Source organism: Aliidiomarina sedimenti (assembly GCF_003986955.1).
In the GTDB taxonomy this organism is placed as follows: Bacteria; Pseudomonadota; Gammaproteobacteria; order Enterobacterales; family Alteromonadaceae; genus Aliidiomarina; species Aliidiomarina sedimenti.
Map to the genome: position 1 here is coordinate 70,714 of NZ_PIPN01000002.1, position 25,402 is coordinate 96,115.

The following is a 25,402-nucleotide window of genomic DNA, read 5'->3' on the forward strand; positions in this document are numbered from 1 at the left end:
GTTAGCCGGTTCCGCCTACTGTCATAGCATCCAGTTTCAACGTCGGTTGGCCCACGCCAACCGGCACGCTCTGTCCATCTTTACCGCACACTCCAATACCGGTATCCAACGCTAAATCGTTGCCTATCATGGAGATCTGCTGCATGGATGCCGGCCCGTTGCCTATCAGGGTGGCACCTTTAATCGGCCGGGTGATTTTACCGTTTTCGATCAAATACGCCTCTGATGCGCTGAAGACAAATTTACCCGAGGTGATATCAACCTGTCCGCCGGCAAAGTAAGGCGCATAAATGCCGTTCTTTACTGAACCGATAATTTCATCCGGGCTGTGCTCACCACCCAACATGTAGGTATTGGTCATCCGCGGCATTGGCAAGTGAGCAAAGGATTCACGTCGGCCATTCCCGGTTGCAGGCATGCCCATTAAGCGTGCATTCAGTTTATCCTGCATATATCCGACAAGACGGCCGTCTTCGATCAGCACATTGTGCTGGCTGGGCGTGCCTTCATCATCGACCGATAACGAACCACGCCGGTTTTCCAGGGTCCCGTCGTCTATCACGGTAACCCCTTTCGACGCGACCTGCTGACCCATTTTACCAGCAAACGCCGACGAACCTTTGCGGTTAAAGTCACCTTCAAGGCCGTGCCCTACAGCTTCATGCAGCAATACACCCGGCCAGCCCGGTCCCAGGACCACCGGCATTTTACCAGCAGGTGCTTCTTCAGCTTCGAGATTCACCAGCGCCTGACGCACCGCCTCTTCGGCAAAGGCAAAATGGCGCGGCTGGCCGCGTTCATTGCGCTGAGCAAAATAGTCGTAGGTAAAGCGTCCACCACCACCTGCACTACCGCGTTCACGGCGTCCATTCTGGGTCGCCAGTACACTGCAGTTGAGTCGCACTAAAGGACGAATATCGGTGGCTAAAGTGCCATCTGTCGCGACCACCAGAATATGTTCGTATACCGCGGTCAAACTGACCGTGACTTCGCTTATTCTCGGGTCCTGCTTCTTCGCATGGCGGTCCACGGCATTCAGAATGTCTATTTTCTGTGTTTCTTTCCACGCTGACAGCGGATTATCCGGCAGGTACAGGGACGGCGCTGCAGTCGCTGTTAACGCCTGCACGGTTTTTTGTTGTCCCGCTGCGGCAATGCCACGTGCTGCCGCCGCAGTTTGTTTTAGCGCTGCAGTGGAAATATCGTCGGCGTAGGCGAAACCTGTTTTCTCGCCCTCCACCGCACGCACACCAAGCCCCCGGTCTATCGAGAAACTACCGGATTTAACAATACCATCTTCAAGCACCCAGCTTTCATGATGGCTGGACTGCAAATAAATATCAGCATAATCGATACTGCCCTGATACAACTGTGCAAGACCAGACTCAAGATCAGTCATCGACATCTCGGCTCGATCCAGCAATTGGGCTTTTACTTCATCATGCATTTTTAAACGTCACCTTAAATTGATTGTGCGCATCGACGGGCATTCGGCGGCGAACTTTTTCCAGACTGGATGTGTCCAGTCGTACCGAGCCAACGCCAATGTCGCTACTAATTTCCGTACAAATTTTGCCCCAGGGGTCAATGATCATCGAGTGACCCCAGGTCTCACGTCCGTCCGGATGTTCCCCACCCTGATTCGGCGCAATCATATAGCATTGGTTTTCGATCGCTCTTGCCCGCAACAGTGGTTGCCAGTGCGCCCGTCCGGTAACCCTGGTAAACGCTGAGGGGAGCACGATAATATCGGCCCCGGCCTGGCGCAGAGCACGAAACTGTTCCGGAAAGCGCAAGTCATAACAGACCGCCATGCCGATACGGCCAAAAGGTGAATCGACAACGACCAGCTCGTCACCCGGTTTGGTGTACTGAGACTCCCGGTAACTACCTGTGCCATCTTCAACCGTGGCATCAAACAAATGAATTTTGTCATAGCGGGCGCGCTGTTCGCCCTGGTCATCGAATAGCAACGAGGCGCCCGCATAGCGCTCGCCCGCCTGCAAGGGGATGGTGCCGGCAACTATCCACAATTTATGGGTGCGCGCCAGATCAGCGATAGCATCCTGAATCGGGCCCTTTCCTGGCTCTTCAGCACGTTGTAACTGGTTCGACTCCCCGGCACCAAAGCTGGCGAAGGCTTCCGGTAAAACAACCAACTGCGGCCGTTCTGCCGGTAATAACTGGATCAGGCGTTTTAGCTGGGCAATGTTCTCTTCAGGTTCGTTGCCCGACGTCCATTGAATCACACTAACTTGGGTCATCTTCGTTCTCCGTCGATTGCTCAAACTCTATGTCAGGGATATCAACATCCATCTGGTCACGTGCCTCTTCATTTACAACTGGCTGTGAAACCGTTCCGGTAATCGAATATTCTAAACGTGATATAACCTGAGCGTCATGTAGCACCCGGTCGATCAGCAATGCGGCAATCCCGGTCGGCGGGTTCACCATCCATGCAACTAACACTGGCAGGCTCGAGGTAACTTTAGGTACATACACCAACTGGTAATCCAGTGCTTCACTGACCAGGTTGGTACTGCCACGTACATCCATATCACCAGCCGAACCATTCATACGGGTATTGTCAGTGTAGACAATACCCTCGTCGATCGTCAGCGTACCGCGAAAGCTGGAGTAAAACATCCCGCGGGCAAATATATCGCGAAAATCGAGTGTTAGTTTACGCATCAGGCTTTCCAGGCTGAACAGCGAAAACAAACGGGCCCCGCCGTCACTCACATCACGTAAATAGCCTGACCCGAGCTCCCAGTCGATCTCCCCCGTCAGACTCTGCTTATTAAACTCAGCCGGCGAACCGTCCCAGTGCAGATCGAATTCAAGCTGGGTACTGGAGTCCCGCACCACAGAACTGGCGCCAAAATCGGCAAACAGGTTGCCAATGTCATTGACCGCGACCCAGCCTTGCACGCGACTGACGTAACCTGTGCCTCCTTTCTGCCAGCCGCCGGTCATATCCACCTCTGCGCCCGACCGTCGTATATTCAGGTTCCGTAACTGTTCACCCTCATAGCTGGGGTCAATCGTCGCTTCGATACGCCCAATTTCTTTTTCGTCGTAGCGACATAGCTGGCAAACCAGATGGATCGCAGGTAACTGGTCGAAGACGTCTCCAGCTGGGGTTAAATCCACACTCGAAGACTCTGAGTTGTTGTGCTCAACTTTTTGCAGGCTAAGATAATCCGCGCGAACAGCAATCGGCTGTTGCGGGTCGTGCGGAAGCATCATCGCCACCCGGCCTGAATCCGAAATAAGGTCGAAACTAAGGCCCACGTCGTCGGACTGGCCACTAAGCTGAACATCCTCCAGCTGCTGACCCACAAGACTGAGCTGCTGAATACGGCCACTAAGCTGGTTCAACCCTGGCAGACGCCACGGTATACCGGCACGGTCGCCCGTCCCCTGGGGGGCGGCTAGCAACGCATTGCGAATGGCAAGCCATGAGCTGACATCCAGTTCGTCCAAATCAAGATACAGCGCAAGCCCCTGGTCATTCAGTGCCGGACCCCGTTCTGGTGTCTCACCCAGTTCCACCAGCGCGCGGCTAAATGTTTTCTCGCCAAGCGGGAGCGCTCCTTCAAAGCGCAGCAATGATGGCCATAATGCGGTTACCATCATCTGTTCATGATCACCACGAATATTGACATCAAAGTAGTCACCCGCTGCACGTTCAGCTCCTAAAGGAGCAGGCAACTCCATCGTCAACTGATCGAGCATCGTTCGCATCGCCCAGCGATAACTGAATCCGTCGTCGATAAAGCGCAACGCAAGCGTTGCGTCACTGCGCACATCGCCATCCACAAACTCATCCAGCCACTGCGCGTCCAACTGGCGGTGAATAAATTCAGCAGGCCACTCGCCCGCCACAGTTACATCAAGGCCGTACCCCTTGTCAGCTTCCTGCTCAAAAGGAGCGCCAGCCAGCGACAGTTGCAACGGTAAGTTATAGACTTCCGCCGTTACCGACTCAGCGTCGAGCTGATCATCGTCAAAGTTGAAACGGCCTTCGAGATTATTCAGCGTCATGCCAATCGGCTCAATCAATAACTGCTGGCCGCTAAAATCGACATGCCCTGCAACATGTATACGAGGGTCCTCACTCTGATCCTGCGCAGCAGCAAACAGCGGGATCTGTAATTCCACTTCACCGTAAAAGCTGTCCTCGGAATGCAACCGCTGCAATGCGGCTCCGACTGTTTTCTGTAGTGGACTGTCCATAAACAGTTCGCGCGCAGCAACACCGGTTGAGCGGGCTTTCGCGTTTATTCTCAGCCAGCGTTGCGGCAACATTAAATCACTGATTTGTGCATCTACTTCGAGCACCTCAGTGCCACCCAAACTGCCGCCTTCAGCCAGCATACGCAATGCATGGTCGCGGAATTCGATGGTCATCGCAGTATCTGTAACCATCGGCCAGTCCGGTCGAAAACGGAAATCCAGCGGGCTTGCCTGCAAGCTCGCCAGGAAAACACCGTCATTCTGATAATACGGAAAGGTTTCTAAAGCGCCACGCCAGAGCAAGGACATTTTGTTAACCTCACCGTCGACAATGGCGTCACGCAAATAGTCTGTCAGCCGCGGTCCCAGCTGCAGTGGCAGTAGTTCAAGTGCATCAGCTACCGCAAGTTGCGCGCCGTCTCCACTCAACCACCATTCCACAGCAGGCACACCATCACCTTCCCGGGTCAGGGTAAACTGCTGATTGAACGCTACATCGGCAAGCCGCACCCGGCCTTCCGGTAGGGCAACACGCCAACCGTCGTTTAGTCGCTCCCAGTAACCCTGCCAGTGGATACGCGACAACTGTTGAGTGTTGCTAAAGGTGGCCGGGGAGACCAGTGCAACGTTTTCCCCGGACAGACGGTAGGCGCCCCGTTTAAGGTCACTCCAGAAATCGAAACTAAGGCCTTGCAGGCCCGGAACTCCTCGATGCGATTGCCAGCGAATGTTGTCGGCGCTGGCGAAGAAACTCCACTCCAGTGCAGGGCTTAGTCTGACCTGTACATCATTCACCACGCCCGCAGGTTTGATCCCTGCAAACCAGTCACGAATTTGCGCACCCGGTGAGCCAAATAAGCTCCACAGCGGTGCGGTATCACTGAAAACAAGGTTATGTAAATTCCAGGTATGTTGACCGTCCTGGAAATGCCAGCGCACAGAGTCCACCGGCCATTCACTGTCATCGACGCGGAAGGTTAAGGGTTCACTGTTCATCAGCCAGCCGTTGTCTTGCGGCCAGATCCCCCAGGTTACCGGGCTCGATACCAGTTGATGATCACGTCCGTCGCGCTGCCACTGCAGCACATTTTCGCCAAAGTGCACCTGACCATTCCCCAGGCGTCCCTGATCAAAGTCAAACCAGGCCCGCACATTCAATTCGGCGCGGCTGATATCGACGCCGGCAATAACCGCTTCAAGCCAGGGTGACATATCCAGTTGCTCAGCTTCCAGATAGAGCTCACCACGCATGGTCAGGAAGTGGTCACCTTCGACATCCAGAATAAAGTTCAGGTTATCTGCAGTTACATCAGACACCCGCACTCGCCCACGACCCTGACGCCGATCGACACGGTTAACCCAACTGAGTTGCTCAATATAAAGGGTTCTGCCGCTCCCTTCCTGGTTGCGCAAATTGATTTGGGACTCTACGACCTGAAACTGTTCCAGTTGCTCCAGCAACAAACCCTCTAGCGCATCGAGCAACGGCAGCTCGCCGCTAGCTGGGTCGCTGAAATCAATCAGATAATCAACGTTCACCCCTTCCAGCACAAAGTCGTCCAGCTGCCATTGCCAGTTCCACAGGCTCTGCCACAAATTAACCACTAAATGCGTTCGCCCAACATGCAGGGTAAAGGGCTGAGCCTGATCCACCGTGACACTCACGTCCTGCAATACCAGCGAGGGGCCGAAGGTTGACCAGTCCGCTGCCAGGGCACCGATTTCCACGCGTTGTCCGTAGCGCTCTTCAATCAGCGATTCGATATCGCTGCGGTAGTGGTCAAGGTAGGGCAAACTATAACGCACGCCGCTTAATACTACCGCCGCGAGCACCAGCAAGATGGCCAACATCAGCCATAATTTGCGCACTGTGAAATGGAGAATTCTTCGCACCATACTACATCATAACCACATCGAACTGCTCTTGGTGGTAAAGGGGCTCGACCTGAACTTTAACCTGTTTACCGACAAATACCTCGAGCTCTGCTAATGCATGCGACTCCTCGTTGAGCAAGCCTTCTGACACAGCGGCTGAGGCGTACACAACAAACTGGTCGGCGTCATAGGCACGGTTGACGCGGACAATTTCACGCATGATTTCGTAGCATACGGTTTCCACCGTTTTCATCGTGCCGCGGCCCTGACATACAGGGCATTCCGAGGAAAGCACGTGCTCCAGACTTTCACGGGTTCGTTTACGGGTCATTTCGACCAGACCTAAACTGGTAAAGCCATTGATCGTGGTCTTCGCGCGGTCTTTCGCCAACGCCTGTTCCAGGCTGTGTAGCACACGACGCTTATGGTCTTCATTCTGCATATCGATAAAGTCGATAATAATAATGCCACCAAGGTTGCGCAGTCTGAGCTGCCGGGCGATCGCCTGGGTTGCTTCGGTGTTGGTGTTAAAAATAGTTTCTGCGAGATTACGGTGTCCGACAAAGGCACCGGTATTGATATCAATGGTGGTCATGGCTTCAGTCTGATCGATTATCAGGCTGCCACCCGACTTTAGATTAACCTTGCGGTCGAGGGCACGCTGGATCTCATTTTCAATATCGAAAATATCAAAAATAGGCCGTTCGCCTTCGTAAGATTCAAGGGCATCTTTCAGTTCCGGAATAAACTCGTCAACGAAGTCTTTTAACTGCTCATAGCTCAATTTGGAATCGACACGAATGCGTTCGATCTGGCCACCGACAAAATCACGCAATACCCGTGCGCCCAGATTGAGATCCTGGTAAAGCACGCCGCCCTTACTAAATCGCTTCTTTCGTTCCTTAATCTTTTCCCACAAACGGCGCAAAAAGCGTGCGTCCTGTTGCAGTTCGTCATCACCCACGCCTTCTGCGGCGGTGCGGACAATAAACCCAAGCTGTTCATCAACAACTTCTTTTACCTGCTGTTTAAGTCGGTCACGTTCCCCCTCGTCATCGATACGCTGCGACACGCCTACGTGATTCGAACGCGGGGTCAGGACCAGGTAGCGGGACGGAATGGTGATATCCGTCGTCAACCTTGCTCCCTTAGTGCCCAGAGGGTCTTTCACCACCTGCACCATGATGTATTGCCCCTGCCTGACTAAACTGGAGATATCCCGTGCAGGCAGCTGCTCGCGGTCAAGCTCTTCGACCTGGTCAATGTGGGTAATAATGTCCGATGCATGCAGAAACGCGGCCTTTTCCAGCCCAATATCGACGAACGCAGCTTGCATACCGGGTAGCACTCTGGCCACTTTCCCCATATACACATTGCCCACCAGCCCGCGACGCGCTTCCCGTTCAATATGGATTTCCTGCAGAATGCCGTTCTCGACCAGAGCGACCCGGGTTTCACTCGGGGTGACGTTAATCAGTATTTCTGCGCTCATTGGCTATCCTCTGCAAGTCGCTTAATCAATTGGTCCGTTTCATACAGTGGCAGTCCGACCACCGCAAAGTAGCTACCCCGGATAAATTCGACAAACTTACCTGCGTACCCCTGAATACCATAGCCACCCGCCTTGTCCGTGGGTTCACCTGTGGTCCAGTAGTGCTCAGCTTCGTCGCTACTAATCTGACGAAAACGAATTTCGGTGGTCACCAGGTCATGTAGCTGGCGGTCACCGTCATCCACACATACCGCGGTCATCACCTGATGAGCGCGCCCGCTGAGACGGCTAAACATTTGCAGAAAATGCGTTTTATCACGTGGCTTTTCCAAAATGTCACCGTCAACGACAACTATAGTATCGGCACCAATAACGATGCCTGCAGTGCTTTCGCGCAGAGGCAACCCGGCAGACGCTTTGCTGCAGGCCAGACGTGACACGTAGGCATGAGCAGCTTCGTCATCCTGCGGTATTTCAGGCACGTGGGGGCGGATAACTGAAAAGGGGTACTGCAGCAACTGTAGTAATTCATAGCGTCGCGGCGAACCGGACGCCAGGTAGAGAGGTTTCATGCGACTCCAAAACGACGGCGAACTTTCCTCATTACCAAGAACAACCAAGGCCAGATAATTGCGGAGCTAACCGCCGGTAGAAAATAGTTACTCTGTAAACTGGCGTTACTTACGTAGTATTCGACCAGATAAACAATTGAGCGTTCAATCATGACCATAAGACCGACGAACAATGCTTGCTGTGACAACGAGAAATTGCGGATACGTTTATAGTGATGCGCAAAAATATAGCCTACAAATGACATCCCGGCGGCGTGGATACCGAGCGTGGACCCGAGCAGTACATCCATTAACAGACCGATAATGAAACAGGTTCCGATATTCACCCGGTTGGGAACAGCCATCACCCAATACAACAGAATCATCATCGACCATTCCGGCCGCCACGCTTGCAAGCCAGCTGACATCGGCATGACCGAAAGCACCAGTCCCATCATCAACGCGGCATTAATCGCCATCCGCTGAGAAAAACGTGAGGTCATTGCCCTGCCTCCTCGAGTAACTCTGGTATTGCCGAAGGTGCGTGTTCTCCATCGGCTGGCCACAACAGCAGAACCATCCGTATTCTGTCCAGCTGCGCCACCGGACGGGCATCGACCTGTGCAAACGGGAATGATTCGTCACGCCGGATACGGGTAATCTCTGCAACCGGATACCCTTCAGGAAAGACACCACCCAGAGAGGAAGAAAACAATAACTCACCTTCTTCTAAATCGGTGGAATGTGGTACATGCATAAGTTCCAGGCGTTCGGTCTCTCCGACCCCCTGGGCAACAACCCGGATGCCGGAGATGCGTGACCGCGTTGGTAAGCCATGACTCGGGTCTGAAATAAGAATAACCCGCGAGGTGCTAACCCCCACACTGCTGATCTGGCCCACAATGCCCTGATCATCAATCACTGGCTGACCCAGGTAGGCGCCATGTAACAGGCCTTTGTTAATAACAACCTGCTGACTAAAAGGGTCCGAATCCACAGCAATGACTTCAGCCACCATCCGGGTGGTATCCAAATCCGATTCGCTTGAAAGCAGGCTTCGCAGGCGTTGATTCTCAGTCGCGAGGAAGTCAAAGCGCTGTACCACGCCCTGTAACTCCAGCATCTCTCGCTTTAACTGCGCATTTTCGCGACTTAGCGAGCGCCGGGTACGAACACTTTCGTACACCCCTTGTAGCAGTTGCTCGGGTACTGCTGCAAGGTACTGAACCGGGCTGACCGCTGAATTGAGGACCATCCGTACCTGCTGCATCGCCCCCATGCGTAAATCAAGAATCAAAAGCAAAAACGCCAGCACTAAGGCTAGCGTTAGACGCCCTTTAAGGGAGATCGGTTGATTAAAGAGCTGGTTCACAACTACTCGTAGCTAAACAAGTCGCCACCATGCATGTCGATCATCTCCAGCGCTTTACCGCCACCTCGAGCGACACAAGTCAGTGGATCGTCAGCGATGATAACCGGGATCCCGGTCTCTTCCATCAACAAGCGGTCGAGATCTTTAAGCAACGCGCCGCCGCCGGTCAGAACCATACCGCGTTCGGAAATATCCGACGCCAGTTCTGGCGGAGATTGTTCCAGCGCAACCATAACCGCTGACACAATACCGGATAACGGTTCTTGCAATGCTTCAAGGATTTCGGCGTTGGTCAGAATAAATGAACGTGGTACACCTTCGGCAAGGTTACGTCCGCGAACTTCGACCTCTTTCACTTCGTCACTAGGAAACGCGGAGCCAATCTCGTGCTTAATCCGTTCCGCCGTGGCGTCACCAATTAACGAGCCGAAATTACGGCGCACATAACTGATAATAGCTTCATCGAACTTATCGCCACCGATCCGAACCGAGGCAGAATAGACCACACCGTTTAACGAGATAATAGCAACTTCGGTGGTACCACCCCCGATGTCGACAACCATAGAGCCGGTTGCCTCTGAAACAGGCAGACCAGAGCCGATCGCCGCCGCCATAGGCTCGTCGATCAGGTACACTTCGCGCGCACCTGCGCCCAGCGCAGACTCACGAATAGCGCGACGCTCTACCTGGGTCGAACCGCAAGGCACACAAACCAGCACTCTCGGGCTTGGTTTGAAATAGCGGCTGTCATGCACCGTTTTAATAAAATGCTGAAGCATTTTTTCGGTCACGAAGAAATCAGCAATAACGCCGTCTTTCATCGGTCGAATCGCGCGGATATTACCAGGCGTACGGCCTAGCATTTGTTTCGCCGCGGTCCCTACAGCTGCGACGGTCTTCGGACCGCCTGAGCGCTCCTGACGAATCGCGACTACGGAAGGTTCGTTCAGTACGATACCTTCGTCTTTGACATATATAAGGGTATTTGCTGTGCCAAGGTCAATTGACAAGTCATTTGAGAAAATACCGCGCAACTTCTTAAACATGGAGGGCTGATCCTAAAATAATCTGTGTATTAAAACCGGCGTAACTGTAGCAGGCCAACGGGTAGCTAACAAGCGACCAGCAAGGCGGATACCCCCCTTGCCGGAGAAATAAATCACTCTTCTCGCACGACCCGGAAACCAACATAGTTTGCGCTAAACGATGAATATAGCTCCATTCTGGACGACACTCGTACCAGACTTGGAGCAAAGTTGTAGGCTCCCCCGCGTGCGACTGGAGACGAACCATCCGTAGCACTCGTCCATTCCCACACATTTCCCACTGTATCTTCTAAACCAAACGGATTCTTGGCAAAGGTTCCCATTGGCGATGGACTATCTCCAGCCCAACGAGTACCGCAACTAAAGCAATTAGCACGCCCAGACCCGATACCATTTCCCCACCAGTAGTGCGTATCGGTACCAGCGCGGGCTGCGTATTCCCATTCGTCTTCACTGGCTAAACGATAGCGCTCACCTGTTTTTTGCGTCAACCAGGCCGCATAACGCTGCGCATCACCATAGCTCACACAGGTCACCGGCATACGTTCCTGCACGGCGTAACCAGGCTCTTCCCAGGTAATATTTGGGTCAGCCTGGACCATGCCATCAATCATCACGTTACACGCATCGCCTTGTTCAGCGCTCGTCACGTAACCTGTATCACGCACGAAAACACCAAACTGTTCAATCGTAACGGGGAACACACCAACCGCTAAAGGTACACTCAGTTCAAAATTACGAACCTGAGGGTCACCGCTGGAACCACTACGGATATTACCTAACCGCTGACTTCCTGAAGGAATAACAATCAGCGACGGCCCTTCGTTACGATTTCCAACTGAGTCCTGAATAATTTCGCCAGGAGAGAAATCATAGGCTAAACGGTCAAGTTCAGCACTGTAGGTAGCCGACCGGTCGACATTCATTCGTACATTGTGCGACGTATACCCGCGACGGCTCACTATCAAATCGTATTCGCCGGTTTCCAGCATTAACTCAAGAGGGGTCGAGCCATAGCGCTCGCCATTAATCATTACCTGGTCATCATAGACGTTGGAACGAATGAGGACGCGGTGCATGACGTCCTCGTCAGACGGCTTTTTTCCGTCATCACTCGCCTCTTCGTTAGAGGCTTGCAAATTGTCGGTGCAATAACGAACATCAAGTTCAAGTAATTTACAAACATCAGTGCGTGTAATACGGCCCTGCAGGTCGACCTGCAAGTTAACCGAATAGTTACGCTGCCCACTGAAACCACTGTTCAATGGACGTGAACCAATAAGACGGACATCCGGACTCACCTGGTCGCGGTGCTTAAGAGCTTGTTCAGATTCAGTCAGGCGGTCAAATGCACTGTCAAGGAAATTGCGTGACGCTCGTTGCTTGGCAAGCAAGTCAGCACGGCTTTCACATTGACCGATAGTTTCATCACGATCACAGGTTACTTCTTGTTCTACGCGAACCTGGCTGGTCGCTCCGAATTCAGTTATCACACGATCAACACGAGCCAATGCCAGGCGTTCCTGGTAGGTTGCCAGCTGGTTAACGAGGCCATGCTCACGAACCCGGTGACGCTCCTGCTGAGCCTGCAAATTCGACAATTCAGCAGATAGTTCACTGACCTGCTGTGTATTGCGCTGCGCGTTTACCACGGCTTGCTGGTACGCCTGCTGGGCTTCAGAGATATCAGTTTCAGGGTTGTCAACCAGTTCACGATAACGGCGGTTCATCTGTTCCAGCGCCTGCCGACGTTCCTGTTCAACCGCCTCACTTTGCTGACGCGCCTGCTCAAGACGCTCGCGCACACTATTAAGCTGCGCCTCCATCTCTCGGCGCTCTTCCTGTGTGCTCTGATACTGAGACTCAATAGTCGAAATCTGACTTTCGATCTCAGCAACAGTTACCTGCTCACTCCCCTCCGATGCACTGGCGAGAGTGCTGAATAACGGCGAGGCGAATAATGCGGCTATTATTATCGATGTTTGAGCCAGTCGCATGTGTTTCCCCAAGTGTGATATGTGATTTGATGCCTAACAGGCTTATGCTATTTGTTGCACGCTCAAATGGCAAGCAAAGGCTATATAATAGAGCCAATGTTGTGATCAACAAACGTCATTTACAATTGTTATTGTTTTTATTTTCGTTCTTTTTTATCGACCGCTATCGCAGATTCTACATCCTTACAGCGGCGGAATAACCCTCAACTTAACGAAGTTATATCGGCTCGGCAAGCGAAAGGGAAGCCCTAATCGCGAATTTTGCTTCCAGCCTAAGTACTAAACAGGCAATTTTGCAAGGCTATATGCCGATAAAAAGTTTAGCTGCGTCTTTGCAAAGGCAATGCGATTATTACTCTTGTTCCTTTCCCTTGCTCACTTTGCAGGCGGATCGCTCCACCGTGATCACGAATAATACCCTGCGCAATACTTAATCCTAAGCCAAAATGAGTATCATCTTTGCCCCTGGAAAAAAAAGGCTCGCAAGCGTGTTCGCATTCTTCCTTCGCCATCCCGCTGCCGTTGTCAACGATGCGGATCTGCACATGGTCTGCTTTTACCGATAGCTCAGCCTTTATTGTCACCCGACCTGTGGTCGACTCAGCCGCGTTGAGCAAAATATTCAGCAATGCCATAAAAATCTGACTTTCCACCAGCTTAATAAGCGGAACCTCGCTGTTCTCTTCAAATACAAAACGAATTTTGTCAGCATACCGGCTCAGCACCACATTGCGGCAATGCTTCACTGTTTCGTTCAGATCAGTTGAGGCCCACTCGTTATTTCCAGCTGTCTCGGCGGTGTCGCAAAGCGCATCGACCAGTCGTCTGAGCTCGTCAATAGATTCCATGCTTTGCCCAATCAGGCCTTTGCTCTTGCTATTGTCGGCAAAATCCAGCGCCGTCAGCAAATGCTTGCGACTGAGATTGATCGCGCGATTCGCCTCCTGTCCGACACCTGCAGCCAGTAGTCCCAGTGTTGCCAGTTTTTCTGAACTAATCAGCCGCGAACGGGTACTTTTAAAGCGTTCTATCAGGTCTAGTAATTTCTTGTTGCGTTCTTCCAGCAATGTACTTTTTGCTACCAGCTTACGTTCGGCCTGCCTGGTTTGTTCAAATAGCTGACGTAACTGAATTTCATCTTCCACAACCCGTGCCAGGCGCTTTAACTGCGCTAGCTGATCCTCACTGAATGAGCCTGGTACATGGTCTATCACACATAACGACCCTAAAACATAGCCTTCGCTGGTTGTGATTGGTGCGCCAGCATAGAATCGAATTGGCTTATCCTCGTCCTGCACCAGGGGGTTGTCAGCAAACCTCGGGTCATTCAGGGTATCTTCGACAATGAGCGGTGTATTTTCAGCCACCACATGGGCGCAAATAGACACTTCACGGTCAGTTTGTTGCAGCTCCATACCGCAACGAGCTTTAAACCACTGGCGATCCTCATCAACCAGGCTGATCAGGGACACCGGTTTGGCAAATATTGCAGCGGCCAGTTGGGTGATGTTATCCAGCCGCTCTTCCGGAGCTGTATCCAATATTTTCAACGCTTTTAAATGAGCCAGACGTTGCACTTCATTTTCCGGTTGAACTGGTATTTGCATTCGCGCCTCCTCTGGTTTGTTCACCAGTTTACTATTATCAGGCGCTTAAATCTTCATCAATGCAGAGACAATTTGACGAATCACCAAATTGCTTAGCAATCCGTTACCACAGTTCCAATCACCGGCTGGGGACTGTCCGCTGGCAGATAGTAATAGGCGAAACACCCCCGGTTGCCTCTGGCTGAACTGCGCTCCGGCTCGCCAAGAGACCACTTACGGGACACCGACACATCCGCCGGACGCCAGGCAACAATGTCTTCACCCATACTGTCGAAAATAACCCACTCGCCGTCAGTCCCGCCCAACGCGGCGCCGATACCCTGCCCGGACGGAGCGGCAAAGGTGCCTTGTAAGAGAATATCGCCGAGCTGTTGCGGGGCGACTCCTGCCTGCGCATTGATTCGCTGCGATGCACTATGCAGCGAACGACTAAATTCCTCCACACTGCTAGCCCATGCTCTGTCGTCGCCTTTAAACCATTGTGGCACCGCAGTGAATAGCAACAGTCCGAGAATCGCCAGCACAATCACCATCTCTACTGCGGTCAAGCCATTTTGTAGTTGTCTTGTCATCCCTATTTCCTACCGCATGTGTTACGTACGTTTAGCCATCATACGAACAACTGAGCAAGAAATGAACTACTTCTTTGAAATTTTGTTTCTTATGAATGACTTATTAAAAAAGCACCCTAAGGTGCTTTGTTCTGTAACCAGCGGTTCTACGCCCGCAGCTGCGCTATATAAGGCGCCAGTGAAGTGGTTCATTAGCCCAGTAGGGGACAAACGGAGAGCCCGCAATATCGACACTCGCTGGCACTGTCCAGGAGTTGGCCTCCAATGTGATTTGGTCGGTATTGCGCGGTAAACCGTAAAAGTCTGCTCCAAAATGGCTGGCAAAGCCCTCCAGCTTATCCATTGCGTCATGCTGAAAAAACAGCTCCGCATACAACTCAATCGCTGCTGGTGCTGAGAAGCAGCCGGCGCAACCACAGGCAGCTTCCTTCTTATCCTGCGTATGGGGGGCCGAATCAGTCCCCAGGAAAAATTTCGGGTTGCCACTCAAAGCCGCTTGTTGCAGGGCCTGTTGATGACTTTTGCGCTTCAGGATCGGTAAGCAGTAGTGATGCGGCCGGATTCCGCCAACCAGCATATCGTTGCGGTTCATCAACAAATGTTGCGGGGTAATAGTCGCCGCGACCTTGCTATTTGCCGCCGCAACAAAGTCGACCGCCTGGCGCGTCGTGATATGTTCGAGTACCAGCCGTAACTGGGGATGGCGCTGATGCAATGGTTTCAGATAACGCTCGATAAACACTTCTTCACGGTCAAAGATATCAATCTCCGCATCGGTGACCTCACCGTGCACCAGCAAAGGCACTTCAAGGCGCTCCATCGCAGCAAACACGTCAGCCAGTGCGTTAATATCGGTTACGCCTGAGGCCGAGTTTGTGGTGGCCCCGGCCGGGTATAACTTGAATCCGATTATCGCTGGATTAGCCGCCGCCTTGGCGATGTCCTCGACACTGGTTTGCTGAGTTAAGTAAAGCGCCATTAATGGCGTGAAATCAAGTCCTTCCGGCACTTGCGCCATGATCCGCTGATGATACGCCATGGCCTGTTCGACCGTGGTCACCGGCGGGACCAGATTAGGCATGATGATAGCCCGTGAGAACTGCCGCGCGCTCGCCGGTACGGTGCCGCTGAGTAAAGCATCATCACGCAAATGCAAATGCCAGTCATCAGGGCGGGTAAAAGTGATGCGTTCAGTCATTTAGCTCTCCTCGGGGTAGTGGTCGCAAACGGCAGTATTATACACACCTTGCTGGCACTTTACTCGCTTGCCAGCGCCTGCACCGGATCCAGTCGTGATGCTTTACGGGCGGGTAAAAATCCAAAAATAAGACCGGTCAAAAACGCACAGGCAAACGCCAGCACGACCGGAAACACGGCATACAGCACTGGCGTGCCGAGTGACTGAATCACAGCCGTCGTAGCCAGGCCTATCGCGACACCTAACAGGCCGCCTACCAGCGAAACGGTCAGTGCTTCGATCATAAACTGCTGCATAATATGCAGGCGCCTGGCCCCCGTCGCCATCCTTACTCCAATTTCCCGGGTCCGCTCAGTGACACTGACCAGCATAATATTCATCACCCCAATGCCACCGACTACCAGCGAAATCACTGCGATCACTGCAAGCAAAATGGTCATCGTATTTTCAGTTTCGGTTTGGGTTTCAATAATCGATGCCATGTTGCGAATGGTAAAGTCTTCTATGCCATGACGTTCAAGTAGCAAATTATGCACCTGCTGGTGGGTATCATGCATTAAACTGGTGTCGTCAACGGCCACCGTAATATTGCGCACATAACGCTGTCCAAACAAACGCAATGAGCCGGTGCTGAACGGGACCAGCACCACATCATCCTGATCCTGGCCCCAGGGCGACGCCCCTCGTTCCTGCATCACCCCGATGACCCGAAACAGCACGTTATTGACCAGTAAGAACTCCCCCAGTGGGTCACGGTCAGGAAACATTTGCCGCGCCACCGTCTGCCCAATGACCGCCACAGTCGCGGTCATAGCTTCATCTTCAGGGGTAAAAAAGCTGCCCTTAAGCGGAAACCAGTTGCGCGCCAGCGGGTAGCTGGAATAGGTTGCATTGACTGAGGTTTGCTGATCAAAGCCCGCGCGACGCAGGGTTTGATTACCACTTAATTCAGGCACCGCCGCCAGTACGTTAGGTAGCCGCGCCACCGCATCGGCATCTTCCGGTACCAGTGATGCCACACTCCAGCGCCCGCGTTGATTCGGTGCCCCCGGAAAAACCGAGAGTAAATTGCTGCCCATCGAGCTAATCCGATCCACCACTTCCTGTTGCGCACCCTGCCCGATCGCCAGCATCGAAATCACAGAAGCGACTCCGATCACTATGCCTAGCAAGGTCAGCATCGTTCTGAACACATTGGCCCGCAGCGAGCGCAATGCGGTGCTAAAGGCCTCACCTAAATCATTGAGCAGGCTGGCGTTAGCGCGTGGCGGAGTCGACTTAGGGGGCGCTTTCTGTTCCGTCTGCGGCTTTTTCTGATCACTGATAATGCGACCATCTTTGATTTCAATCAGCCGGTCCGCATGAGCCGCCACCCCGGCATCATGGGTAATTAAAATCACCGTATGCCCGGCCAGCGACAGCTCACGCAACAACGCCATCACTTCCTGCCCACTTTGGCTATCCAGCGCGCCTGTCGGTTCGTCGGCAAGAATAATGTCTCCGCCGTTCATCAGCGCGCGGGCAATCGAAACCCGCTGTTGCTGACCACCCGACAACTGACCTGGCTTGTGGTCAAGCCGGTCGGCGAGACCCAACTGACCAAGCAATTCACGCGCTCGTTGCCGCCGTTGCCCGACTGGCTGTCCCGAATAGACAGCAGGCAACTCGACATTGGCCACCGCATCGGCTGCGGCAAGTAGATTATAACTTTGAAACACAAACCCAAACGCATCGCGCCGCAAAGCCGCCAGCTGATCTGCAGTCAGCCAGGCTACCGACTGGCCGCGAAAGTAGTACTCACCGCTGCTTGGTTTATCCAGGCAGCCCAAAATATTCATCAGGGTCGACTTACCCGAGCCAGAACTACCGACAATGGCTACAAACTCGCCAGCTTCAATATCAAGATCGATGTCATGCAGAACCTGGGTGGTGAGCTCGCCGCTCTGATAACTCTTGCTGATACCACGCAGTGACAGTAACTGGCTACCCACGAGGCACTCTACCTGCACTGCCGGTCGCGCCAGCCGTGGGCAGGATCACGCGTTGCCCAGATTCCAGCCCGGCCTGAACTTCAGTATGGATACGGTCACTCAAGCCGGCTTCAATCCGCACTTGCTGACGCTGATTGTCTGCCTTGAGCGTTTCCACATAAGCCCCTTCGGAATCACGCTGCACCGCGGCAGCTGGCACCGCCAGCACATCCTCGGCAGCATCAGACACAAAGAAGACCTGAGTGGTCATCTGCGTCATTAAGCGCCGGTCCGGGTTTGGCACTTCAAACAGCGCGTTGTACAGCACGACGTTGTTTTCAACCACCGGCGTTGGTTCAATCAGGCGCAGCTCGCCATGCCAGCGCTGAGTGCGATTACCCATAGTCGTAAAGTAAACCGGCATGCCAACCCGCAAACGTCCGATATCCGCTTCTGAAACCTGCGCCTGCACCGTCATCTCAGACAAGTCGGCTATGGTTAATATGGTCGGCGTGGTCTGGCTCGCATTCAGGGTTTGCCCGCGCCGGGCGTCAATGGTGACCACCGTGCCGGCCATCGGCGCAAAAATTCGGGTGTAGTTAAAGTTTGCCTCAGCCGCGCGCAAGGTAGACTGTGTTTGCTCGATCTGTGCCTGAATGGAGTCCACCTGTGCGGCTGCCTGTTGCATGCCTGCACGGGCCGTTTCAACCAGTTCTTCCGAGGTCAGGTTGGCAGTCTGCAAACGTTCCTGACGCTGGTAGTTGAGCCGTGCCAGTTCGTGGGACGCCTCGCGCTCACGTAACACCGCCTGTTGATTGCGCAGTTGCGCCTGATTCGATTCTACCTGCGCCTGCAACAAGGTGGCATCAATCTCGGCTAGCAAATCACCCGCTTTAACTTCATCACCCACCTCAACATAGAACTCTTTTAACTGCCCTGAAACCTGAGCCCCGACGTCAACGTAATCACGCGGCTGCAGGCGGCCTGTGGCGGTAACCAGTACTTCGATATCACGCCGCTCGACCTGTGCCGTCGCCGGTACCTGGTGGCGATTACTCTCTCTCACCAATCCAAACCATGCTACCAGCGCCACAGCTGCCAGTAGTATCGCCGCCATCCAGACTTTCGTCCCGCCATCCATGCGGGCGCGCGGTGCCATTAGGTTGCTCATCCGTTTATCATCCAGTTATTTCATAGTCCCAGAATAGACGGCTGCACCCCTGCGTCCTGCAACGCCTGCAGCCAATGTTTGCGGCAACAGGAGACATACCTGTCGTTGCCGCCAATCGCAATTTTTTCACCCGAGCCAACGGCGCGGCCATCCTTGTCAACACGCAGCGACATGGTTGCTTTACGCCCGCAATGACAAATCGTTTTCATCTCCACCAGTTTGTCCGCAATAGCCAGTAACACCGCACTGCCGTCAAAAGCTTCCCCGAAGGCATCGGTGCGTATGCCGTAACACATAACCGGTACATTCAGAATATCCGCAACCCGCGCCAGCTCCCAGACCTGGGCCACGGTCAGAAACTGAGCTTCATCCAGCAGTACACAGTCAACACTGGCGTTGGTCAGGTAGTCACTGACCAACTGGAAGAGGTTGGTTTTACTGGTAAAAGTTGCCGCTTCACGCTCTATTCCCAACCTCGAATGAATCCGTCCCCGCCCACCGCGGGTGTCCAGCGCGGGCGTCAGCAGCAACACATGCTGGTCGCGCTCCTCGTAGTTATGCGCCACCTGAAGCAACGATGTACTTTTGCCTGCATTCATCGCAGAGTAGGTAAAATAAAGAGATGCCATAAAATTAAACTGCCAGCTTGCGTGTAGCCATCGCTGGAGAGCTTCCAGCCACGGCGTTTACTGTGAACGATGTAATAAAGCCTTGATGATGCGTAAATTTACCGCCAAAGACCAGCGCTGGACATCGTTTCTTTGCACTTTTCGGTGAATGGCAGATTTTATGGTACGATCCGCGGTTACATTCACCCCGCATCAGGAGTACCCGTCACGATGGCTGTATCAACCTCACCCCATTCGAAATACTCGCTCGACTTTCTGAAGGAAATGCCCAAAGCAGATCTCCACCTGCATCTCGATGGCAGCCTGCGGCCTGACAGTCTGATAGAGATGGCCAAGCGCAACAAGATTGAGTTGCCTTCCTATACCGTAGACGGCCTGTACGACCTGGTGTTTAAGGAAAGTTATAAGAATCTCGGTGAGTATCTGAATGGCTTTCAGTACACCTGTGCAGTACTGCGCGACCTTGAAAGCCTGCAACAAGCGGCGTATGAGCTGGCGGTCGATAATCAGAACGAAGGGGTGAATTACATTGAGGTTCGTTTTGCACCACAGCTACTGATGGACCCGGCCAGGGGCATTACCTTTGACACTGTGATGCATGCCGTCAACGACGGCCTGAAAAAAGCTCAGGACGAGTACAACCGCAGCGATGCCGTAAAGCGAGAAGGCAAGCCGCCTTTCCACTACGGTATTATCAACTGTGCCATGCGCATGTTCGGCAATAAAGGCTTCTCACCCTACTACACTCACATGTTTCAGCTACTCAGTGACCATAAGCCGATCGATGTGATCAAGACCGCGGCGATGGAACTGGTTCGCGCCAGCGTTCGGGTTCGTGACGAACAGGACTTACCGATTGTGGGGCTGGACATTGCTGGCCAAGAAATTGGTTACCCAGCGCACAAGTTTAAAGATGTCTACGAATATGCTCATCAGAACTTTCTCCTCAAAACTGTGCATGCCGGCGAAGCCTACGGTGCTGAGAGTATTTTTGAAGCGCTGACCCAGTGCTATGCCGACCGTCTCGGCCACGGGTATTCACTGTTTTCACCCGACATGATTGAAGATGAAAGCATTAGCGATAAAGCCGACTATTCACGCAAACTTGCCTCCTTCATTGCGGACCGTCGCATTGCGGTAGAAGTTTGCCTGACCAGTAATATGCAAACCAACCCAGCCATTGGTGAGTTGAAGAACCACAATTTTGGTCACATGCTGGAAAATCGTTTAGCGACTATTATCTGTACCGATAATCGCCTGGTGTCGCGCACCACCGTCAGCGACGAATACAAATTAGCGCTGGACACCTTTGATGTGCCACTGAAACGGCTAAAAGACATCGTTGCATACGGCTTCAAGAAAAACTTCTTCCCCGGTAACTATATTGAAAAACGTGCCTACGCCAAGCAAACCCTCGAGTACTTCGACCAGGTTGCGCATAAATACGGCTTTATTTAAATAAGTTGGCATTATTTCTGCAAAAGCCCTTTAAGATACTCAACTTAAAGGGCTTTTTTCATGTTGAATGTAACCTCCAGTGCGGCGGTCACCTACAACACCGACACCAGCGCACAACAGCAACAACGAGAGCAGCAAAGCGTTGATCAGCAGCGTTCCGACGACCTTATCCGTGCCTTGCAGGGTAACAGTTTCGAACGACAAGGCTTTCTTGAAGAGGCACAACGACTGACTCTGCTCAATCGAATGGGCGTAGACATCGACGCGCTAAATGAAGTCGAATCCAGGATCGAAGACCTGGAAAGTGTCGAAGAGCGCACCCAACTTGATGCCGAGAAGCTGGAAAGCCTATATGAACAGCGCAAAGAACTTTTCCGGCAAGCCAACGAACGTGCAAACGGCGAATCATTGCCGCCTGGCAGCATGCTCTCGCTAACGGTATAGTAAGGCTATTTGCTGGTTCGCACCCGCGAACCACCGTCAGGCGAAGAGATTTTGATCATGCGACACTCCGTAACCCGCTGTATCCGTATTGCCTCCATGCTGTGGGCGTCTATGTTGCTGATCAGTTGCAGCAGCCAGACTATCGAGTCGTCAGAATACGAATTCAGCCTGCAAATTGCCCATATTAATGACACCCATTCGGCGTTTGAGCCAACGCCAGGGCAGTTCAGCACGCCTCACCGCGACGTTTTCAATCAATGGGGTGGGCATCCTCGCCTGGCCTCACGCTTACAGCAACATCGCCTCAATGCGGCAGAAGCGGGGCAGCCGTTGCTGGTGCTTCACGGCGGCGATGCATGGCAAGGCAGCGCCTATTTCAAGCTAAATGAGGGGCAAATGAATGCGGATATTCTCAGCCGCATGCAAATCGACGCGATGGCTCTGGGTAACCATGAGTTCGATTTAAACAATGCTCGCCTGAACGATTTCATCAGCCGTGTTAATTTCCCCCTGCTTGCGGCCAATATCGACGCCTCTGAAGACGCCGACCTGGGCCAGCAAACGAACCTGCAGCCTTTTACCCTTTTTGCCTTTAAACGTGATCAGAAGCGCTCAGTGACGCCCGCTGAAATGACCGCCAGCCTGAGTGATGAAGTGAGTCGTCAGCATGCGGACGGCTTTACGGTTGTCGCGGTATTTGGACTGGTCCTCGATGACATGCCCACTATTGCACCCAATACCGGCAATGTAGACTTCTTCGACCTGACCACCAGCGCTCAGCGCACTGTCGACCAGTTGCAGGCGGCCGGGGTCGATAAAGTTATCGCACTGACTCATATTGGCAACGCCCTCGACGTGGAATTGGCCAGCCAGGTAAACGGAATTGATGCCATTGTCGGCGGCCATTCACATTCGCTGTTGGGTGACTTCCGCAACCTCGCTCTGGCCACCAGCCAACGGCCATATGCTGAACGGGTCAGCAACCCCAACGGTAGTACCACAACCTGCATCGTCCAGGCCGGTGAATATGCGCAGGCCGCCGGATTGCTTCACCTGTCGTTTGATGCCCGGGGGGAGCTTACCCGGTGTGAGGGTGGCAATACCCTGCTTAGCAACGCGGAGTGGTACCAGGATCAGCAGCGAACCGTTGCCCTTGACCCCAGCCAGAGCGAGGCCGTTCACGACTTTATTGGCCAGCAGCCCAACATCACTGTCATTGACGAAGACCCGGCATTACGCCAGCACATCGAGCGCACTTATCAGCCTGCGCTAAAAGAAGCGTATGGCGACGTGATCGCCCACTTAGCCAGTGCTATTTCCCATCTCCGTCGGCCCGGTGACAATGACTCGGACCAACACGGTTCGCGACTGGCCCCCTTAATTGCGCATGCTCACTACGCCTTTGCTGCCCAGCCAGAGGTCATCGCTGAAACAGGCCTGCAACCGGACTTTGCGCTGGTCGGTGCAGGTGGTATTCGCAGCGGTCTCGACGCCGGTGAATTGCATGAAGGTATTATTTCACTCGAAGTTCTGCCGTTTGCCAGCCAGCTTGCGGTAGTGCCATTGGCGGGTTCGACAGTTCGTCAGGTACTGCAGGAAACGATAGAAGCGACCTTGCCGGAGGGAGCGCACGCAGGACGTTATCCATACGGTGGCATGCTCCGCTACCAGTTTGTTGAAACCCAGGCCGGTAGGCACGGCGAACTGCGCCAGCTGGACGTCAATGTTGGTACTCTGCAGCAGCCTGACTGGCAACCACTTGACGACAGTAGACGCTATAACGTGGTGGTAAACAGCTATCTAGCCAACGGCAACGACGGATGGACCTCGTTCTACCAGGCACAACGTGAGCACAGTGGTCGTGTTGATCTGGCGTACCATAACGGTCACCTACAGGCCTTTCCGGTGGATAAAGTTATTGCCAGCGACGGCGGCTACCGCCCTCGTTACCAGGGCTCTGCGCTTGTCTGTGATGACGCAGAAGTCAGATGCAATACCGATGCAGTCGCGGTGATTGAATTTATGCGCCGCTTTCCCGGACAAATTCAGTCAGCGACTGAACCCACAGTGACACTGCTAAGACAATGAGTGCGGCATGACTACTCCACAGGAATTACTCCACAGGAACTACCAATGAATTCGCGTAAGGGAAACAGTGACTTTCGCTTTACAGAGCACTCAGCAGAGGCTCTACTCGAAATACTCGACAACGCTCAACTCGGGCTCTGGGAACTAAACCTGAGAACCGGCGACAGTCAGGTCACTCCACGCTGGGCAGATATCCTCGGATATCAGCCTGAAGAGCTCGAACCCGTTACGTTTGAACGCTTTTTGTCGTTGCTGCACGATGACGATAAAGCGTCGCTTCAGGCTCATCTTGACAGTGTTCAGCATGGGCAACAAACCGGCTATCAGATGGTCTTTCGCATGCGCCATAAGAACAATCAATGGCGCTGGATAAAGTCACACGGCACGGTTTCAGCCCGGGACAAAGGTACGCCACTGATGATGGCTGGCTTTCATCTTGATGTAACAAACGAGGTGACTCAATCCATAACCGACAGTCTGACGGGCTGGTATACGCGCCGTCATTTTATGCAAATTGGCAGTAAATCAGTCCAACGGGCGCACCGTCAGGATAGTCGCCTGGCACTCATTATCTTCGACATTGACTATTTTAAGCAGGTCAATGACAAATATGGTCACGCTACCGGTGACAAGGTTCTCATCGCAGTAACACAGCAATTGGGTGAGCGCTTACGAACAACCGATGTAGCAGCCCGGATCGGCGGTGAAGAGTTTGCCATTTTACTCGAAGGCGCCAGTCTGTTCGATGCCCGCAACATCGCCGAAACCTTACGCGAGCAGATACGTCAAAACCAGTTTAGCGACCCCAAAGGCAGCGACTTTTGCATCACCAGTAGTTTTGGGGTCAGCATGCTCAATCCCGATGATCGAACTATCGATGATTTGTTGTCGCGGGCTGACCAGGCGCTTTACAGAGCGAAGGCCAACGGCCGCGACCGGGTGGAGCTGGCCTAAGCCGCTGAAAGCAAGAAGCCCCAACTAATGGGGCTTCTTAACGCTATCGTTAACAAAACACAAAAACGTGTCCGTCAGAACGGGATGTCGTCATCAAAATCAGGATCCGGTGCCAGTGGTTGTGGCTGCGGCGCCTGGTTACCCTGACTGCCTTGCTGGCCGCCGAAGCCGCCTTGCGACCCCTGATTGCTTTGGCCGCCGGTTGGTTTACCACCTTGCTGACCTCCACCAAAGCCACCCTGGTTGCCCTGGCCACTTTGCTGGCCGCCGCCATAGCCGCCCTGATTAGCCTGACCGCCTTGCTGACCACCGCCGAAACCGCCCTGGTTAGCCTGGCCGCCCTGTGGTGGAGCGAATCCACCCTGGCCACCCTGACCGCCTTGTCCACCACGGCCATCTAACATTTGCATATCGTTGCAGACGATCTCGGTGGTGTAATTGTCTTTACCATCCTGACCCTGCCATTTACGCGTTTGCAAACGACCTTCAATATAAACCTTTGAACCTTTGCGCAGGTATTCACCGGCAATCTCGGCCAGACGGCGATAGCAGACCACGCGATGCCATTCGGTTTGTTCGCGTTGCTCGCCGCTTTGTTTGTCTTTCCAGGTTTCACTGGTGGCTACACTTAAATTGGCGATCGCGGTGCTATTCTGGGTATAGCGAACTTCCGGATCGGCTCCCAGATTACCGATAAGAATAACTTTGTTAATACCACGACTGGCCATGCCACTCTCCT

The 25,402-nt window shown here is 53.2% G+C and carries 20 protein-coding genes; 4 read left to right on the forward strand and 16 right to left on the reverse strand.

Features of this window, described 5'->3' with window-relative positions:
- Position 1: 1 nt before the first annotated feature.
- From tldD to CWE12_RS05060, 15 genes are all read right to left on the reverse strand, one after another.
- Positions 2-1,447 (reverse strand): metalloprotease TldD, encoded by a 1,446-nt coding sequence (tldD, locus tag CWE12_RS04990; protein ID WP_126788589.1) that lies wholly within the window; start codon positions 1,445-1,447, stop codon positions 2-4.
- Entirely contained in the window at positions 1,440-2,264 is an 825-nt protein-coding gene (locus tag CWE12_RS04995) for a carbon-nitrogen hydrolase family protein (protein WP_126788590.1), read from the reverse strand. The genes tldD and CWE12_RS04995 overlap by 8 nt, the downstream gene beginning before the upstream one ends.
- Positions 2,251-6,108: a YhdP family protein gene (locus tag CWE12_RS05000; RefSeq protein WP_157981929.1), complete on the reverse strand. Its 3,858-nt coding sequence runs from the start codon at positions 6,106-6,108 to the stop codon at positions 2,251-2,253. Before CWE12_RS05000 ends, CWE12_RS04995 begins: the two co-directional genes overlap by 14 nt.
- Positions 6,109-6,136: 28 nt before the next feature.
- Positions 6,137-7,606: a ribonuclease G gene (gene rng / locus CWE12_RS05005; protein WP_126788592.1), complete on the reverse strand. Its 1,470-nt coding sequence runs from the start codon at positions 7,604-7,606 to the stop codon at positions 6,137-6,139.
- The gene (locus CWE12_RS05010; RefSeq protein ID WP_126788593.1) at positions 7,603-8,178 is read right to left on the reverse strand and encodes a Maf family protein; all 576 of its coding nucleotides are present in this window, start codon (positions 8,176-8,178) and stop codon (positions 7,603-7,605) included. The genes rng and CWE12_RS05010 overlap by 4 nt, the downstream gene beginning before the upstream one ends.
- Positions 8,175-8,660 (reverse strand): rod shape-determining protein MreD, encoded by a 486-nt coding sequence (gene mreD, locus CWE12_RS05015; RefSeq protein WP_126788594.1) that lies wholly within the window; start codon positions 8,658-8,660, stop codon positions 8,175-8,177. Before mreD ends, CWE12_RS05010 begins: the two co-directional genes overlap by 4 nt.
- Positions 8,657-9,529, reverse strand: a complete 873-nt coding sequence (gene mreC / locus CWE12_RS05020; protein ID WP_126788595.1) for a rod shape-determining protein MreC — start codon at positions 9,527-9,529, stop codon at positions 8,657-8,659. Before mreC ends, mreD begins: the two co-directional genes overlap by 4 nt.
- A gap of 2 nt (positions 9,530-9,531) precedes the next feature.
- Positions 9,532-10,575, reverse strand: a complete 1,044-nt coding sequence (locus tag CWE12_RS05025; protein WP_126788596.1) for a rod shape-determining protein — start codon at positions 10,573-10,575, stop codon at positions 9,532-9,534.
- A 113-nt stretch (positions 10,576-10,688) separates the two neighbouring features.
- Positions 10,689-12,572 (reverse strand): formylglycine-generating enzyme family protein, encoded by a 1,884-nt coding sequence (locus CWE12_RS05030; RefSeq protein ID WP_126788597.1) that lies wholly within the window; start codon positions 12,570-12,572, stop codon positions 10,689-10,691.
- Between the two features lie 320 nt (positions 12,573-12,892).
- A complete protein-coding gene (locus CWE12_RS05035) occupies positions 12,893-14,179 on the reverse strand; it encodes a sensor histidine kinase (protein ID WP_126788598.1) in 1,287 nt (428 codons plus the stop codon).
- 92 nt (positions 14,180-14,271) lie between these two features.
- Positions 14,272-14,751, reverse strand: coding sequence for a type II secretion system protein (locus CWE12_RS05040; RefSeq protein WP_126788599.1), 480 nt, complete (start codon positions 14,749-14,751; stop codon positions 14,272-14,274).
- Positions 14,752-14,914: 163 nt separating this feature from the next.
- On the reverse strand, positions 14,915-15,949 hold the full coding sequence (gene pyrC / locus CWE12_RS05045) for a dihydroorotase (RefSeq protein WP_126788600.1): 1,035 nt from the start codon (positions 15,947-15,949) through the stop codon (positions 14,915-14,917).
- A 59-nt stretch (positions 15,950-16,008) separates the two neighbouring features.
- Positions 16,009-17,940 (reverse strand): MacB family efflux pump subunit, encoded by a 1,932-nt coding sequence (locus CWE12_RS05050; protein WP_198675696.1) that lies wholly within the window; start codon positions 17,938-17,940, stop codon positions 16,009-16,011.
- Positions 17,933-19,090, reverse strand: a complete 1,158-nt coding sequence (locus CWE12_RS05055; RefSeq protein WP_126788602.1) for an efflux RND transporter periplasmic adaptor subunit — start codon at positions 19,088-19,090, stop codon at positions 17,933-17,935. The genes CWE12_RS05050 and CWE12_RS05055 overlap by 8 nt, the downstream gene beginning before the upstream one ends.
- Before the next feature lie 20 nt (positions 19,091-19,110).
- Positions 19,111-19,719, reverse strand: coding sequence for a thymidine kinase (locus CWE12_RS05060; protein ID WP_126788603.1), 609 nt, complete (start codon positions 19,717-19,719; stop codon positions 19,111-19,113).
- Positions 19,720-19,929: 210 nt separating this feature from the next.
- On the opposite strand from CWE12_RS05060, the gene CWE12_RS05065 reads away from it, so the two are divergent.
- Genes CWE12_RS05065 through CWE12_RS05080 form a run of 4 tightly spaced genes read left to right on the forward strand, consistent with a single transcriptional unit; the run spans position 19,930 to position 24,663 of the window.
- A complete protein-coding gene (locus CWE12_RS05065; protein WP_126788604.1) occupies positions 19,930-21,177 on the forward strand; it encodes an adenosine deaminase family protein in 1,248 nt (415 codons plus the stop codon).
- 60 nt (positions 21,178-21,237) lie between these two features.
- The gene (locus CWE12_RS05070) at positions 21,238-21,621 is read left to right on the forward strand and encodes a hypothetical protein (RefSeq protein ID WP_126788605.1); all 384 of its coding nucleotides are present in this window, start codon (positions 21,238-21,240) and stop codon (positions 21,619-21,621) included.
- Positions 21,622-21,678: 57 nt separating this feature from the next.
- Positions 21,679-23,709, forward strand: coding sequence for a bifunctional metallophosphatase/5'-nucleotidase (locus CWE12_RS05075; protein WP_126788606.1), 2,031 nt, complete (start codon positions 21,679-21,681; stop codon positions 23,707-23,709).
- A 45-nt stretch (positions 23,710-23,754) separates the two neighbouring features.
- Positions 23,755-24,663 (forward strand): sensor domain-containing diguanylate cyclase, encoded by a 909-nt coding sequence (locus CWE12_RS05080; RefSeq protein ID WP_126788607.1) that lies wholly within the window; start codon positions 23,755-23,757, stop codon positions 24,661-24,663.
- A gap of 74 nt (positions 24,664-24,737) precedes the next feature.
- On the opposite strand, the gene ssb is transcribed toward CWE12_RS05080, so the two are convergent.
- Entirely contained in the window at positions 24,738-25,391 is a 654-nt protein-coding gene (ssb, locus tag CWE12_RS05085; RefSeq protein WP_126788608.1) for a single-stranded DNA-binding protein, read from the reverse strand.
- Between the last annotated feature and the right edge of the window lie 11 nt (positions 25,392-25,402).